This window comes from Citrobacter sp. CK185, assembly GCF_030333565.1.
Lineage (GTDB): Bacteria > Pseudomonadota > Gammaproteobacteria > Enterobacterales > Enterobacteriaceae > Citrobacter_B > Citrobacter_B koseri.
On the sequence record NZ_JAOWFR010000010.1, the window covers coordinates 144495 to 159759 of the forward strand.

Consider the following 15265-nt stretch of genomic DNA (forward strand, 5'->3'; position numbering starts at 1 on the left):
TTATTCCCCCACCATCTCAGTATTGGCCGCACCCGGCGGCACCATCGGATAAACTTTTTCGTCTGCATCAATACGTACATGGATCAGCGCCGGTCCTGGGCGGCTGATGATTTCCCGCAGCGCCGCTTGCGGATCGGCTTCATTATTTAAATCACAGGTTTCCAGACCAAAACCTGCGGCAATCTGCATAAAGTTGATCATCCCCGGATAGGTAGCAGCAAACACGCCCTGCTTGTAGAACAGGCTTTGTTGCTGATGCACCAGCCCCAACGCTTCGTTATTCATCAGGATAATTTTTACATCCAGTTGGTTTTCGCTGGCGGTCGCCATCTCCTGAATATTCATCATCAGGCTGCCGTCGCCGGAGAAGCACAACACTTTCTTGTCCGGGTTCGCCAGCGCCGCGCCAATCGCCGCAGGCAAGCCAAAACCCATCGTCCCCAGCCCGCCGGAAGTCAGCCACTGACGTGGACGGTTGAGCGGATAAGCCTGTGCGGCCCACATCTGGTGCTGGCCTACGTCGGTCGTGATAATCGCGCTGTCATCCACGCAGGCGGCAACGGCATTAATCAGCCCGTAATGGCTGAGCGGATCGCTGGCTTCAGGGATCGCGCACGGGAACTCGCGCTGCAAATCCGCCACCAGTTGATGCCACTCTTCGCGTGGCTGAGCCTCAATGTGCGGAATCAACTGCGCCAGAACGTCATCAACATCAGCCTGAATGGCAACGTGCGGTTGTTTAATTTTACCCAGCTCCGCGCGATCGATATCCACATGGATGATTTTGGCATTCGGGCAGAACTGCTCGGTTTTGCCAATCGCCCGGTCATCAAAACGAGCCCCCAGAACCACCAGCAGATCCGCCTCTTGCAGAATATAGTTTGTGCTGCGCGCGCCATGCATGCCCAGCATTCCCAGAGAAAGCGGATGCGCCTTCGGCAGTATGCCCAGCGCCATCAGAGTCATAGTGGTGGGCAGTCTGGCTTTTTCCGCCAGTTCACGCACACGCGCAGGCGCGTTAATCACGCCGCCGCCAAGATACAGCACCGGGCGCTTCGCGGCGTTGATCATCGCCGCCGCATCACGAATGCTCTCAGCGCTGAATTCCGGCGCCGCCATTTTTTCAGCCGGAGCAGGCAACGCTTCAATGTCAAACACCGCCGTCTGTATATCCTTAGGAATGTCTATCCACACCGGCCCAGGGCGCCCGGACTGGGCAAGACGAAACGCATCGCACATTACCTGTGGCAACTCATTGATATCTCTGACCAGATAGTTATGTTTTGTGATGGGGATAGAGATGCCGTAGGTGTCAACTTCCTGAAACGCATCAGTGCCGATCATCGAGGCCGGAACCTGACCGGTGATGCATACCAACGGAATGGAGTCGAGACGCGCGTCGGCAATGGCGGTGACCAGGTTAGTCGCGCCCGGCCCGCTACAGGCCATACATACCGCGGGTTTACCGTCGGTTCGCGCCATCCCCTGAGCGATAAACCCCGCCCCCTGTTCATGGCGCGCCAGGATGTGGCGAATTTGCGTACTTTGGCTTAAGGCGTCGTAAACGGGGAGAATCGAACCGCCCGGAATGCCAGTGACGATGTTAATGCCCTGACGTTCCAGAAAATGAACGATAAACTCTGCGCCCGTAAAGCGCGTACGCGGGGATGTTGATGTTGTGCCCGAACTTGCCATGCTCCAGTCCTTTTATTCTGGGCCGACTTGCCGGGAAGGTGTCTTAAACGAAAAACCCCGCCCGGTTTGCGCCGGCGGGGTTTTGGAATCGTGTGTTGTTCCAGTCCCTACGGCGCATTGCCGACGACCACCACCACACGCACGACGACCACTGCGGCAGGTTGCGCAGTTTTTAGTAGGGTCGCAGTCAGCATGGAAGGGTTCATTAGGGACCTTGTCTGTTTATGGATTAACAGGTTTTATACAAGCACAGCTTTTCAGGCATGACAACGGAAAATTTTTCATCTGCACAAAAATGCGTCGACGATCACGCTTTGCCAGATGCCGACGCAGGCCTGCAAAACAAAAAACCCCGCCGGAGCGAGGTTTTTATCAGCGTTATGCGGTTGGTTGCCGCAAAGCACACTGTGTTATATCAACATCAGAAGTATACGCGTTCCGCGAAGAACACGCAATTTCGGCACGAATTTTGACGCATTTGAGTATGGATCAGAAGTCGCGATCCGTCCACAAAATACTGTTCATTCATACAGTATTTATCTATAATATCACTGTACGCAATGTGTTATAGGGGGCCGCATCGTAACCGGCGCAACAAAGTCCTGGCTGAAACGGGTGGTGCCGTCAGCGCCTTAACCCCCGTGTGAGCACACTGTGTTATGTCAACAAAAGGTGCTGACAACAGGCGGCGGAGAGGTACGTCAGCACCGTGCTCCTTTTACCAGAAGGAGAGCGTATGAGCCTCGTGGATATCGCTATTCTTATCCTGAAACTCATTGTTGCTGCACTGCAACTGCTTGATGCCGTTCTGAAATACCTCCGGTAATTCAGATTCAAGCCGCACCGAAGGGGAGCGGGCAACCGCTCCCCTTTCATCATCTGCCTGGTGCTTGTCCATCGTCGATATGTTACGTTTTTATGACAACCACTGACGATACCCAAACCATGACCCTTTCCATTTTCTGCATTTTGCTGTTCGCCGCGCTGCTGCATGCCAGCTGGAACGCCATCGTGAAGGCGGGAAATGACAAACTTTACTCCGCAATCAGCGTCAGTGGTTCCGCAGCGTTGATGGCGCTGGCGTGTCTGCCCTTCGCCCCGCCCCTTCCCGCCGCCAGCATCCCTTTTTTAGCCGCCTCCACCGCCTTACAGGTGGTTTATACCGTGCTGGTCGCCAAAACCTATCAGGTTTCGGATATGAGCCAGACTTACCCCCTGATGCGCGGCACCGCACCGCTGCTGGTGGCGATAATTAGCGTCCTGTTTCTTGGCGATAGCCTTTCCACAATGGCCTGGCTCGGTATCGCGGTAATTTGCCTGGCGATTCTCGGCATGGCCTGTAACGGTCGTGCCCGCTCCCGGCGGGGTATCACGCTGGCGCTGATCAACGCCTGCTTTATCGCTGGCTATACGCTGGTGGACGGCACGGGCGTGCGGGTGTCGGAAACCGCGCTGGGTTATACGCTGTGGACCTTCTTGTTGAACGGCACCTGTCTGCTTGGCTGGGCGATGATTGCCCGGCGGCGGGAAGCCTCGCGCTATCTGGCGCAGCACTGGAAGAAAGGCATTTTTGGCGGTATCGGCACGATGGGTTCCTATGGGCTGGCGCTGTGGGCGATGACTCAGGCGCCGCTGGCCGTGGTGGCCGCACTGCGTGAAACATCCATTCTGTTCGGCGCGCTAATTGCCTGGCTGCTGCTCAATGAGAAAGTCGCCGGGCTACGGTTGGTCGCGGCTGGCGGGATTGCCGCCGGGGCGATATTACTGCGTTTATCCTGATTGCCGGATGGTGGCTACGCCTTATCCGGCCTACGGGAGCCGCCGGGCGGCCATCAAATTGCGATAAAATAATCTCTCGGCAACAATTGTTGCCGCTTTTTGTTTACATATCCTGCCGTTCGGCCCCCGCGCTATTCCCGCCGTGAATATGGCCTTCTTTTTTTAGTGTGGTAGATTCCACTCGCATTTATGGGAGTGCGCAGCACCTTATTCTTATTTTTTTCTTTTTTTAAAAGTAATCAGCGAAATGAAAAGGCAGAGAAGCGTCAATTTGTTGTTGATGTTGGTATTACTGGTGGCCGTCGGGCAGATGGCGCAAACCATTTATATCCCCGCCATTGCCGATATGGCGCGTGAACTGAACGTTCGTGAAGGGGCAGTACAGAGCGTCATGGCCGCTTACCTGCTCACCTACGGCGTATCACAACTGTTTTACGGCCCGCTTTCCGATCGGGTAGGGCGCCGCCCGGTAATCCTCGTCGGGATGTCCATTTTTATGCTGGCTACGCTGGTCGCGATTACCACCCACAGCCTGACGGTATTGATTGCCGCCAGCGCGTTGCAGGGCATGGGCACCGGCGTCGGCGGCGTGATGGCGCGTACGCTGCCGCGCGATCTGTATGAAGGTACGCAGTTACGCCACGCTAACAGCCTGCTGAATATGGGGATTCTGGTGAGTCCGTTGCTGGCGCCGCTGATTGGCGGACTGCTGGATACCGTCTGGAACTGGCGCGCCTGTTACGTTTTCCTGCTGGTTCTCTGCGCAGGCGTCACCTTCAGTATGGCACGCTGGATGCCGGAGACGCGCCCCACAGGCGCACCACGTACCCGCCTGATCGCCAGCTATAAAACATTATTCGGCAACGGCGCATTTACCTGTTATCTGCTGATGCTGATTGGCGGACTGGCGGGAATCGCCGTCTTTGAAGCCTGCTCCGGCGTGCTGATGGGAGCGGTGCTGGGTCTGAGCAGCATGGTGGTGAGCATCCTGTTTATTTTGCCAATTCCGGCGGCGTTTTTCGGCGCGTGGTTTGCGGGTCGCCCGAATAAGCGCTTCGCAACGCTGATGTGGCAGTCGGTATTCAGTTGCCTGTTGGCGGGCGTCATGATGTGGGTCCCAGGTCTGTTTGGCGTGATGAACGTCTGGACACTGCTGATCCCCGCCGCGCTGTTCTTCTTCGGCGCCGGAATGCTGTTCCCACTGGCGACCAGCGGCGCGATGGAACCTTTCCCGTTCCTCGCCGGAACGGCTGGCGCGCTGGTGGGCGGCCTGCAAAACATCGGCTCCGGCGTGCTGGCGTGGCTCTCCGCAATGCTGCCGCAAACCGGGCAGGGTAGCCTCGGTTTTTTGATGACGCTTATGGGGCTGCTGATTTTACTGTGCTGGCTGCCGCTGGCGTCGCGTGTGCCGCATCAGGGGCAGACGATTTAATCGAATGATGGCCCGGTTTCCCGCCGGGCTTTCTACATACCGGCGAGATCATCGTGGTCAGGAGCGGCTCCAGCGCCGGACGCCACGCCCCTTCTTCTCCGTCATAAAACTGCGTATCCGCGTTAATCGCATACGGAATATTCACCCTTTGCAACTCGCACGCCATAAACCGGGCAAACGCGAGCTGCGAAGCGGAAGGGCTATTTTTGATTGATTCGCCCGGCGCCCAGCCGCCAACCCAACTGACATGGCCGGTTTTTTGCTGCCAGCGCGCGGCGGCGTTAATTCGCGCGCGAATCGCCGCTTTCTCCGCCGCCGTGCCCGACGTCCACGGGTATTTACCGTTATTTTTCAACGGCCCCCACGGAAAGATATGCCACTCCGCCAGCACGTAATTCTGGCTTTGCGGGGGCAGTTTTAGGGCCGACAACGCTTCCGGCGCGGCGCGCAAACGAGGCGCGACAAAAATCATGCGTTGGGGGTCAATCGCGTGAAGGGTGCGGATGGTTTTGTCATATACCCGGTTCAGGGAAGCCTGGCTGTGGTTGAGTTTCTCCGCCGGTTCATAAATCAGGTCAAACCCCAACAGCGGCGAACGTTGCGCAAAATAGCGCGCGACGGCCACCCACCAGTTGATCACCTCTTGTTCATTGCCGGGGCTGGGGTCGTTTTTATACTCATCGGCCTGATAAGCAATGATCGGAATCACGCCATACTGCTCACACGCCTCCACCAGTTTTCGCAGGTGGATGAGTCGCGCTTCCGTCGGCTCTCCCGCGACGCGTATGCGCACATGCTTAAATCCCTTCGCCTGAAAATCACGCACCACCAGAGGATCAAACTCCCGGATACCCCGTTCGGTGCGCGCCCAGTCAACGTCCATCCCCACACCAAGCTGCTGCGCATAGCGCGAAGCGGTCAACGGCGGCTGAGCCGCGCACACCGTGGCGCTGACGAGCAGGAAGAGAGAAGCAAGCGGCTTTAACACGATTGTCCTTAAGCAAATCATCAGGAGTCATATCACGTATTTAGCACGCTTTCTGGCTTTACATGCAATAAATCTTCGCGTGGCAAACGCTACGTCGCCTGCTCCTGCAACCAGCCGATAAACGCCTCGATTTTCGGCCACTGTCTGCCAGGCAGCGTGGTTACATAATAGTGCTGGTGGCATTTCAGCGTCATCTCGCCGAAAGGCGCAATCAGTTCGCCGCTATCAAGACGCTTTTGCACCAGCCGTTTACGCCCCATCGCCACGCCGATATGGTTCATTGCCGCAATAACGGCTAAATCGGAACGATCGAAGCCAATACCCGACGATGTCGGCAGATTCACGCCAAAATGCTGCGCCCAACTGTGCCATTCATCGGTGCCGGAGTCGTTGCTCCATGCCTGTCGGTCATGCAGGAGCGTACAGTGGCGCAGGTTAACCCGCGCATTCGTTAAGTCATGATGACGGGCATATTCGGGGCTGCACACCGGCAGAATGGCCTCATCCATCAGGAAGTGATGCGTCAGCTGCGCCGAGGGCGCATCATCAAAATAGATCGCTAAATCAATCCCTGCCCGCTGGAGATTCACGTTGTCATTACCGGTCAACATGGTCAGCGAGATGGACGGATAGCGGCGAGTAAAGTCTCCCAGCGCAGGCACCAGCCAGCACTGAGCAATCGAAGGCCGCGAATAGACGGTCAGCGTCCCTGACAACTCCTGATTTTTAATATCGAGGATTTCCTGATTCAGCGTATCCAGCGACGATTTCAACGCCCAGAATACCCGCTTGCCCTCATGGGTGAGTTCCACTTTGCGGTGCGAACGGACAAAGAGCTGAATCCCCAGCTCCTCTTCCAGTTGATTGATTCGATGGCTGACCGCGCTGGGACTTAGCGACAGCTCATCCGCCGCCAGCGCAAAAGACTGATGCCTGGCCGCCACTTCAAAGGTATACAGCTTTGATAATTGCCAGCCGTTGAGTAAACGGTTTCTGCCGTCGCGTAAGGGTTCCATCGCCACCTCTGTGACCTCTTTTTGGCTTTGCAGTGTAAAAAAATGCGCCTGGAAAATCAGCGTAAAGATGAATCAAAGTGAACCATATCGCATAAACAGACCATTATTGGATGCAAATCACCCTTTTGATTCAATTTGGTTCATGCGAAGGGTAATTTATATCGTTTGTCAGCAAGTGCCGTTTTTTCGTCCAATACGCCTATGTTAATCACAGGGTAAGGTGAGATATGCACTCTCAAATTTGGGTTGTGAGCACGCTGCTGGTAAGCATCGTGCTAATCGTGCTGACCATCGTGAAATTCAGATTCCACCCGTTTCTGGCACTGCTGCTGGCCAGTTTCTTTGTGGGCGCGATGATGGGCATGGGGCCGCTGGAGATGGTCAATGCGATTGAAAGCGGTATTGGCGGCACGTTAGGCTTCCTCGCCGCCGTCATCGGTCTCGGAACCATTCTCGGCAAAATGATGGAAGTGTCCGGCGCGGCAGAACGGATCGGCCTGACGCTCCAGCGTTGCCGCTGGCTTTCCGCTGACGTGATCATGGTGCTGGTGGGGCTGATTTGCGGCATCACGCTGTTTGTGGAAGTGGGTGTGGTGCTGCTCATCCCACTGGCATTTTCGATAGCGAAGAAAACCAACACGTCGCTGCTGAAGCTGGCTATTCCGCTGTGTACCGCGCTAATGGCGGTGCATTGCGTGGTGCCGCCGCATCCGGCTGCGCTGTTTGTGGCGAATAAGCTGGGCGCGGATATCGGTTCCGTTATCGTCTACGGTTTGCTGGTTGGGCTGGTGGCGTCGCTGGTCGGCGGGCCGCTATTCCTGAAGTTCCTCGGCAACCGCCTGCCGTTTAAGCCGGTGCCGACGGAGTTTGCGGATCTCGAAGTGCGCGATGAAAATACGCTGCCTTCTTTACGCGCGACGCTGTTTACCGTCCTGCTGCCGATTGGCCTGATGCTGGTAAAAACCGTTGCCGAACTGAATATGACGCAGGGCGGCACGCTGTATACGCTGCTGGAGTTTATCGGCAACCCGATCACCGCAATGTTTATCGCCGTTTTCGTGGCCTATTACATTCTCGGCCTGCGTCAGCATATCGGTATGGGTACGTTGCTGACCCATACCGAAAACGGCTTTGGCTCGATTGCTAACATCCTGCTGATTATCGGTGCAGGCGGCGCGTTCAACGCTATCCTCAAAAGCAGCGGTCTGGCGGATACGCTGGCGGTGATCCTCTCCAATATGCACATGCACCCGATTCTGCTGGCCTGGCTGGTGGCGCTGATTCTGCACGCCGCAGTGGGTTCCGCAACGGTCGCGATGATGGGTGCGACGGCGATTGTCGCGCCGATGCTGCCGCTCTACCCCAACGTCAGCCCGGAGATCATCGCCATTGCCATCGGTTCCGGCGCGATTGGCTGCACGATCGTGACCGATTCCCTCTTCTGGCTGGTGAAGCAATACTGCGGCGCCACCCTGAATGAAACATTTAAGTACTATACAACCGCGACATTTATCGCGTCGGTTGTTGCTCTGGCGGGCACATTCCTGCTTTCCTTTATCATCTAAGCGCAAAGAGACGTATTATGGAAAACGCTAAAATGACTTCACTCATCGCTCAGTATCCTCTGGTAGAGGATCTGATCGCCCTCAAAGAAACGACCTGGTTTAACCCAGGCACCACCTCTCTTGCGGAAGGTTTACCCTATGTTGGTCTGACAGCGCAGGATGTACAGGATGCGCATGCCCGCCTGGCCCGTTTCGCGCCGTATCTGGCAAAAGCCTTCCCGGAAACCGCCGCAACCGGCGGGATTATTGAGTCTGAACTGGCGATCATCCCCGCAATGCAGCAGCGGCTGGAAAAAGAGTACGGACAGAAAATCAGCGGCGAACTTCTGCTGAAAAAAGACAGTCACTTACCGATTTCCGGTTCGATAAAAGCCCGTGGCGGGATTTATGAAGTGCTGGCCCACGCGGAAAAACTGGCGCTGGAGGCGGGTCTGCTGACGACCGAAGATGACTACAGCGTAATGCTTTCACCGGAGTTCAGGCAGTTCTTCAGCCAGTACAGCATTGCCGTGGGTTCAACCGGTAATCTGGGGCTGTCGATTGGCATTATGAGCGCCTGTATCGGCTTTAAGGTGACGGTGCATATGTCCGCCGACGCCCGCGCCTGGAAGAAAGCCAAACTGCGCAGCCACGGCGTAACGGTAGTGGAATACGAAGAGGATTACGGCGTAGCGGTTGAGCAAGGACGCAAAGCGGCACAGTCCGATCCAAACTGTTTCTTCATTGACGATGAAAACTCCCGCACGCTGTTTTTGGGCTATGCGGTGGCCGGGCAACGCCTGAAGGCTCAGTTTGCGCAGCAGGGGCGCGTGGTGGATGCCGACCATCCGCTGTTTGTCTACCTGCCGTGCGGCGTTGGCGGCGGTCCTGGCGGCGTGGCTTTTGGTCTGAAACTGGCATTTGGCGACAACGTCCACTGCTTCTTCGCCGAACCAACCCACTCTCCGTGCATGTTACTGGGCGTATATACCGGTCTGCATGATGCCATTTCCGTCCAGGAGATTGGCGTCGATAACCTGACGGCGGCAGACGGTCTGGCGGTGGGGCGCGCATCCGGGTTTGTAGGGCGGGCAATGGAACGTCTGCTGGACGGGCTGTACACCCTCGACGATCGGACGATGTACGACATGCTGGGTTGGCTGGCGCAGGAAGAAGGTATTCGCCTGGAGCCGTCCGCACTGGCGGGAATGGCCGGGCCGCAGCGTGTTTGCCGTTCGACGGATTACCAGCAGATGCACGCCTTCAGCGCTGAGCAGCTTAATCACGCCACGCATCTGGTGTGGGCGACCGGCGGCGGTATGGTGCCGGAAGAAGAGATGGCGCAGTACCTGGCGAAAGGGCGCTAAACGTCACTGACCTTAACGCAGCATCGCCATCAGCTCCATCGGTGAGCGATGCTGTTTAATCAGATCCCGCATGACGCGCATATGCGGCGACGTGTGGTTAATAAACGCTTTATACCCGCCGCACAGCACGCTTTTCCCGCTTAAATTCCGATGCTTTGGACAATCACCGTTGCAGAATCGCAATAAGGCGCAGTCCAGGCAATCCGCCCCCAGCGTTAATTTTTTCTGCTGTCCAAATTCACTCGCCTGCGGGCTGGCATTCAGCATATGTAGTGGCGTTTGATGGATATTACCCAGCCGGAACGCCGGGTAGACATAGTGATCGCACTGATAGAGATCGCCGTTTGCTTCCAGGGCGAACGCGTGACCGCAGGTTTCGCTAAGCGCGCACATTTGTGCCGGATGCCCACTCCACACGCCCAGCATCGAATCAAACAGTTGTACAAAAACGCGCCCAATATCTTCCCGAATCCAGAGATCAAACACATCATTGAGAAAATGCCCCCAGTCTTCCGACGTCACGGAATCAGCGGTCAGTTTGCCGCTATCGTCACGTTCAACCAACGGAATGAACTGAAGAAAAGGCGTGCCAAGCTGGCGAAGATAGCGATACATACGCGCAGGCTGCTGGCTGTTCAGCCGATTCACCACCACCAGCAGGTTGAAGTCCACGCGATGGGCAACCAGCCTTGCTATCGCTTCCACCACCTTATGATGCGTTGGTTTTCCACTACGGCTAACGCGATAAGCATCATGTAAATCGGCGGGGCCATCCAGTGAGATACCGACCAGCCAGCCGTTATCGCGTAAGAATCGGCACCACTCGTCACTGAGTAAAATGCCGTTGGTCTGGAAGGTATTCTGGATGCGTTTCCCCTCTCCATAGCGTTTTTGCAACGCGACCACGCGGTGAAAAAAATCGAGTCCACACAGCGTCGGCTCTCCGCCCTGCCAGGCAAACAGCACATCATCAACCGGCTGCGCGGCAATATGCTGGCAAATAAAAGCCTCTAAGGTCGCGTTATCCATAACGGGTTGAGAGGGTTTATCGATATAAAAACAGTAATGGCAATCAAGGTTACAACGTGAGCTGGCCGGTTTAGCCATGACCTGACATCCTGTCATGCAACATCCCTAATAAAGACGATAAGTTGACGAATATGCGTTACAGCAAACAGTATTGCGAGGGACAACACCGCGAGAGAGATCAAAAATTTGTCACGCACGGCGCGAGATTCGGAAAAATCACTGTGCGCCACATCCATCAGGTTACGGCTGCGGGTATAGCGCCAGAGGATGAGCGCGACAATCGCCAGCACGCCAATAGAAACCCAGAACAGAAACCCCGCCTGATGCCAGTTATGTTTCAGCGCCAGCGCCATCAATGCGCCATAGCCTAACAGGGTACGAAACCAGGCCAGCGACGTGCGCTCCGGCTGTAGACCGGGATCAACCTGACGGCGGGCTTTGCGGCTATCCGGCATACAACACCAGCGCCATGACAATCACCGCAACAATCATCAGCATCAGGCTGATTATCATCAGGCTATGGGTGTACGGCAGGTCTTCTTTCAGACGCATCGCTTTTTCGTTGCGTAGCCAGCGCAGATAGCCATAAATCGCCAGGCCGCCCGCAAAGAGACACAGCAGCAGCGCCAGCAGTTCGCGAATCACCGGCGTGGCGAAGTCCGGCGCGAGTTGGTCAAGCCCGACGCCCGCCGCCAGAAACCCCAGCGCGGTGCGAATCCACGCCAGAAAGGTACGCTCATTTGCCAGCGAGAAGCGGTAATCCGGCGCTTCTCCGAGGCGGGAAATCTTCATGACGGCTCCTTTAAATTATTGCCGGATGGCGGCGTAAACGCCTTATCCGGCCTACGGTGTTGCGCTTTTGTAGACCCGGTAAGCGCAGCGCCACCGGGCATTATTATTGCCGGATGGCGGCGTAAGCGCCTTATCCGGCCTACGGTGTTGCGCTTTTGTAGGCCCGGTAAGCGCAGCGCCACCGGGCATCATTATTGCCGGATGGCGGAGTAAGCGCCTTATCCGGCCTACGGTATTGCGCTTTTGTAGGCCCGGTAAGCGCAGCGCCACCGGGCATTATTATTGCCGGATGGCGGCGTAAGCGCCTTATCCGGCCTACGGTATTGCACTTTTGTAGCGCCACCGGGCATAACGCATCAAAACTTCTGCTTTTTCTCTTCTACTTTCACGCCTTGCGTGGGCAAACCGGTATCGTAATCACGTACCACCGGAGAATAACCGTCTTGCGGGCGTGGGCGGAATGCCCCCATCCAGCGCGGCCGGGCATCTTTACGCCACGGACGCAGGCTCCACTGGTACGTGCGGAACGGGTCGCGGATTTTATCCATGTAATCCAGCAGCGCGTCGTGCATCTGACTGCGAACACCGGCAAATTCCGGCGCAGCAATCAGATTATGCAGTTCATCCGGGTCATTACGCCTGTCGTACAGCTCATCGCTGGTAAACAGGTTCAGCACCAGCTTCCAGTTATCCGTCACCCAGCAGCGCACCGGAATAAAGCCGCCAAAGCTGTCATGCTCGATCTCATAGCGGTTGAACTCCACCATCACCCCGCGCGGCGCTTCAACGGCCAGGATGTTTTCACCCGTAAGAATATCGGGCTTATCAATCCCCGCCAGCGCCATCATCGTAGGCAGCAGGTCAATATGGCTGACCGGCGTATCGATCTGCTGCGGCGCTCCCTGCGGCGGGCGCATAATCAGCGGGATGCGGGTAATGTCATCATACATTGCCGCCCCTTTGCTGATGAGTTTGTGCGCCCCCATCATTTCACCGTGATCGGAGGTATAAATCACCCAGGTATTCTCACGTTGTTCCGGGGTTAACGCATTGATCACCCGCCCAATCTGATCGTCAACAAAGTCATTGCAAGCAAAGTAGAGCGGATGATGATAACAGCCATCATCGCCCACCGGAGACGGCATCGCCTGCGCCCATAGCCGATGGTGCTCAGGTTTATTGCTCAGCGAATCCTGCGCCTTCGCGCCCAGGTCATAATAAAAATCCTGATACTTCTCCAGATACTCAACCGGACAGGTAAACGGATGATGCGGCTCATCATAAGAGACCACCATCAGGAACGGTTCGTCATCTCTCGCTGGCTGATGGAGAAAATCAACCGCCCGGTTGCTGATGCGATACGCCCAGGTAAAGGTCTCATCAATATTATTGGTCTGCAAATCCTCAATACTGTTCAGTCCGTTACGCCACAGGCTGATTTCATTCTCCGTCAGTTCAGAAAGGTAGTTCGCGCCGTCATACCAGTAGTCGGCATCCCACTCAGGCGGGCACTCGCCGGTGCCAAAGTAATCGTGCCCGTCGAGGTGCCATTTGCCGATATAACAGGTGTGATAGCCTGCATCCTTAAAATAACGCCCCATCGTGGAGATGTTCTTCCCCGGCGCGACGTTGTTCGTCCACGGGCCGGACTGATTGGCATAAATACCGGTAAAAAGCCCCGCGCGGGCTGGCGTACACACCGGCGAGCAGGTATACGCGGAGTTAAAGCGAATCCCTTCCGCGGCCAGGCTGTCAATATGCTGCGTGTTCAGCGGCTTACCGCTATAGCAGCCCACCATATTGGTCGCCTGTGTATCGGTCATAATGAACAGAAAATTCGGACGGGTCATGCTTTATCCTTAGCGTCAGAAACATAAACCACAGGCGCGGAATGGCGCGTCTGCCATGAGCTGTAAATCAGGTAAACAACCACCGCAGCGGTGATGGCGTAGCTGAGAATGGTCAGCCACCGGGTCTGATAGCCACCGAACTGCGCCAGACCAGAATAGACGCCAATCATCGCGAACAGGACGCCAACAGCGGCGATCTTCACGTTTTTCCACGGTTTCATGTCAACCGCAAACGCATCATGAAATTTAAACGGCGTTGCACGCGGCTTAATCACGCCAATGAGCAGCATCACCACGACGTTGATACAGAAGGTGCAGGCCAGCACATAGAGGAAATGAAAATCAAATTTCACCAGGTAGTTGATGGTGATGTAACTGACAATACCGAGTCCCATTGCGACCTTCGCGGCCAGCGCCGGAATACGTGGGAAGAAGAAGCCCATAATAACAATGGTCACCAACGGCACGTTATAAATCCCGTTGAGCTGTTTCATCCAACTGTAGAGCCCTTGCGGCGCATAGGCGATCCACGGCGCCACCAGCACGGAGATCACGGCCACAATAAAGCCAAAGCGACGACCAACAGTGACCAGTTTATCGGGGCTGGCCTGTTCATTAATCAGTCGGCGATAGATACCGAGGCTAAACAGGGTCGAAGCACTGTTCAAAAAACCGCAGAATGCGCTGATAATCGCGCCAAACAGTACCGCGCTAAAAAAGCCAATCAGCGGCAGCGGCATCACTTTGTTCACCAGCGCCGGGTAGGCCATGTCTGCTTTCGGTAGATCCTGAAAGAGATGAAAAGCGATAACGCCCGGCAGCACCAGAATCAGCGGGTCCAGCATCTTCAACACCGCCGTAAGCAGCGCCCCTTTTTGCCCTTCCGATAAACTTTTTGATGCCAGCGTACGCTGAACGATCCCCTGGTTGGTGCACCAGTAGAACGTATTGACCAGGATAAGCCCGGTCAACGCCGCGCCAATCGGCACCGGGTCGTTGCTGCCGCCAATCGAGTTCAGCATCTGGCTGTGATCCTGGGTTAAGCGCGTAATACCTTCGCTCAGACTGCCTTTCCCCATCGCCATCAGACCAAACAGCGGCACCATCAGGCCGCCAATCACCAGACCGATACCGTTAATCACATCGGCAATAGCAATCGCCCGCATCCCGCCGACGACAGCATACAGGATGCCGCTAATCCCCAGCACGACAGCCATCAGCCAGATCGCCGTATGTTGTGAAATACCAAAGGTTTCAGTGACATGAAACATGCTGTTAAAGGCAAGCGCGCCGGAATACAGAATGATGGGTAAAAAACAGATTCCCGTCGCAATCAAAAAACAGCAATCAATAATGATGCGGGTGGTTTTGTCATAGCGCTCTTCAATAAAATCCGGGATCGTTGCAATGCCGCGTTGCAGATAGCGTGGCAGAAAGATCAGCGCCAGAAAAATAAGCGGAATTGCGGAGATGACTTCCCATGCCATTACCGACATACCGCTGCGATAAGCCTGGCCGGTTAATCCCACCAGTTGTTCCGTTGAGAGGTTAGTTAACATCAGCGAGGCGGCAATAACCGGCGCTTTTAACGAACGTCCCGCCAGAAAATATCCCTGCTGCGAACCGGTATCCGCTTTTCGTAACTTCCACCAGGTGATAACCGCCACCAGTAGCGTAAAACCAACAAAGCTCAAAATTTGTAGCGTATTCATCTCATAGCCCTTGTTTTTCATTATGTCCCGGCAGCGGTAGGGTCAACACGAGGTAAAGCGT

14 protein-coding genes are annotated in these 15265 nt (G+C 55.6%); 5 read left to right on the forward strand and 9 right to left on the reverse strand.

The genetic code is table 11. The annotated features are described in order from the left end of the window. Positions 1-1695 (reverse strand): acetolactate synthase large subunit, encoded by a 1695-nt coding sequence (gene ilvB / locus OGV79_RS01910; protein ID WP_104867988.1) that lies wholly within the window; start codon positions 1693-1695, stop codon positions 1-3. 107 nt (positions 1696-1802) lie between these two features. Further along, a complete protein-coding gene (ivbL, locus tag OGV79_RS01915; RefSeq protein WP_047460165.1) occupies positions 1803-1901 on the reverse strand; it encodes an ilvB operon leader peptide IvbL in 99 nt (32 codons plus the stop codon). A 530-nt stretch (positions 1902-2431) separates the two neighbouring features. Here ivbL and tisB point away from each other — a divergent pair. The 3 genes from tisB (at position 2432) to emrD (ending at position 4906) form a co-directional block, all read left to right on the forward strand. Continuing rightward, entirely contained in the window at positions 2432-2521 is a 90-nt protein-coding gene (gene tisB / locus OGV79_RS01920) for a type I toxin-antitoxin system toxin TisB (RefSeq protein WP_047460159.1), read from the forward strand. Positions 2522-2640: 119 nt separating this feature from the next. Continuing rightward, positions 2641-3474 (forward strand): EamA family transporter, encoded by an 834-nt coding sequence (locus tag OGV79_RS01925; RefSeq protein ID WP_012000775.1) that lies wholly within the window; start codon positions 2641-2643, stop codon positions 3472-3474. 247 nt (positions 3475-3721) lie between these two features. Then, positions 3722-4906, forward strand: coding sequence for a multidrug efflux MFS transporter EmrD (gene emrD / locus OGV79_RS01930; protein ID WP_058668305.1), 1185 nt, complete (start codon positions 3722-3724; stop codon positions 4904-4906). Here emrD and OGV79_RS01935 read toward each other — a convergent pair. Next, positions 4833-5915: a cellulase family glycosylhydrolase gene (locus OGV79_RS01935; protein WP_286466895.1), complete on the reverse strand. Its 1083-nt coding sequence runs from the start codon at positions 5913-5915 to the stop codon at positions 4833-4835. The genes emrD and OGV79_RS01935 overlap by 74 nt on opposite strands. A gap of 68 nt (positions 5916-5983) precedes the next feature. Next, the gene (dsdC, locus tag OGV79_RS01940; RefSeq protein ID WP_024130072.1) at positions 5984-6910 is read right to left on the reverse strand and encodes a DNA-binding transcriptional regulator DsdC; all 927 of its coding nucleotides are present in this window, start codon (positions 6908-6910) and stop codon (positions 5984-5986) included. Positions 6911-7137: 227 nt separating this feature from the next. On the opposite strand from dsdC, the gene dsdX reads away from it, so the two are divergent. Together dsdX and dsdA are read left to right on the forward strand one after the other, a co-directional pair. After that, positions 7138-8475 carry a D-serine transporter DsdX gene (gene dsdX, locus OGV79_RS01945; protein WP_047460149.1) on the forward strand — a complete coding sequence of 446 codons (1338 nt, stop codon included), beginning with the start codon at positions 7138-7140 and terminating at the stop codon, positions 8473-8475. Positions 8476-8492: 17 nt separating this feature from the next. Beyond that, complete coding sequence (gene dsdA / locus OGV79_RS01950; RefSeq protein ID WP_012000781.1) at positions 8493-9821, forward strand: D-serine ammonia-lyase; 1329 nt, start codon at positions 8493-8495, stop codon at positions 9819-9821. A gap of 12 nt (positions 9822-9833) precedes the next feature. Here dsdA and OGV79_RS01955 read toward each other — a convergent pair whose 3' ends face one another. The 5 genes from OGV79_RS01955 to OGV79_RS01975 form a co-directional block, all read right to left on the reverse strand. Next, the gene (locus tag OGV79_RS01955; RefSeq protein ID WP_286466898.1) at positions 9834-10946 is read right to left on the reverse strand and encodes an anaerobic sulfatase maturase; all 1113 of its coding nucleotides are present in this window, start codon (positions 10944-10946) and stop codon (positions 9834-9836) included. Beyond that, the gene (locus OGV79_RS01960) at positions 10943-11305 is read right to left on the reverse strand and encodes a DUF202 domain-containing protein (protein WP_012000783.1); all 363 of its coding nucleotides are present in this window, start codon (positions 11303-11305) and stop codon (positions 10943-10945) included. The genes OGV79_RS01955 and OGV79_RS01960 overlap by 4 nt, the downstream gene beginning before the upstream one ends. After that, on the reverse strand, positions 11295-11642 hold the full coding sequence (locus tag OGV79_RS01965; protein ID WP_012000784.1) for a YidH family protein: 348 nt from the start codon (positions 11640-11642) through the stop codon (positions 11295-11297). The genes OGV79_RS01960 and OGV79_RS01965 overlap by 11 nt, the downstream gene beginning before the upstream one ends. A 356-nt stretch (positions 11643-11998) precedes the next feature. After that, positions 11999-13492, reverse strand: a complete 1494-nt coding sequence (locus tag OGV79_RS01970; protein ID WP_286466903.1) for a sulfatase-like hydrolase/transferase — start codon at positions 13490-13492, stop codon at positions 11999-12001. Next, complete coding sequence (locus tag OGV79_RS01975) at positions 13489-15204, reverse strand: solute:sodium symporter family transporter (RefSeq protein ID WP_024130074.1); 1716 nt, start codon at positions 15202-15204, stop codon at positions 13489-13491. Before OGV79_RS01975 ends, OGV79_RS01970 begins: the two co-directional genes overlap by 4 nt. Positions 15205-15265: the final 61 nt, after the last annotated feature.

Coding starts and splice junctions, on each gene's coding strand:
- OGV79_RS01975 (WP_024130074.1), bottom strand. CDS start 15,204: ATGAATACGCTACAAATTTTGAGCTTTGTTGGTTTTACGCTACTGGTG.
- ivbL (WP_047460165.1), bottom strand. CDS start 1,901: ATGAACCCTTCCATGCTGACTGCGACCCTACTAAAAACTGCGCAACCT.
- OGV79_RS01960 (WP_012000783.1), bottom strand. CDS start 11,305: ATGCCGGATAGCCGCAAAGCCCGCCGTCAGGTTGATCCCGGTCTACAG.
- OGV79_RS01970 (WP_286466903.1), bottom strand. CDS start 13,492: ATGACCCGTCCGAATTTTCTGTTCATTATGACCGATACACAGGCGACC.
- dsdC (WP_024130072.1), bottom strand. CDS start 6,910: ATGGAACCCTTACGCGACGGCAGAAACCGTTTACTCAACGGCTGGCAA.
- tisB (WP_047460159.1), top strand. CDS start 2,432: ATGAGCCTCGTGGATATCGCTATTCTTATCCTGAAACTCATTGTTGCT.
- dsdX (WP_047460149.1), top strand. CDS start 7,138: ATGCACTCTCAAATTTGGGTTGTGAGCACGCTGCTGGTAAGCATCGTG.
- OGV79_RS01935 (WP_286466895.1), bottom strand. CDS start 5,915: ATGATTTGCTTAAGGACAATCGTGTTAAAGCCGCTTGCTTCTCTCTTC.
- ilvB (WP_104867988.1), bottom strand. CDS start 1,695: ATGGCAAGTTCGGGCACAACATCAACATCCCCGCGTACGCGCTTTACG.
- OGV79_RS01925 (WP_012000775.1), top strand. CDS start 2,641: ATGACCCTTTCCATTTTCTGCATTTTGCTGTTCGCCGCGCTGCTGCAT.
- emrD (WP_058668305.1), top strand. CDS start 3,722: ATGAAAAGGCAGAGAAGCGTCAATTTGTTGTTGATGTTGGTATTACTG.
- dsdA (WP_012000781.1), top strand. CDS start 8,493: ATGGAAAACGCTAAAATGACTTCACTCATCGCTCAGTATCCTCTGGTA.
- OGV79_RS01955 (WP_286466898.1), bottom strand. CDS start 10,946: ATGACAGGATGTCAGGTCATGGCTAAACCGGCCAGCTCACGTTGTAAC.
- OGV79_RS01965 (WP_012000784.1), bottom strand. CDS start 11,642: ATGAAGATTTCCCGCCTCGGAGAAGCGCCGGATTACCGCTTCTCGCTG.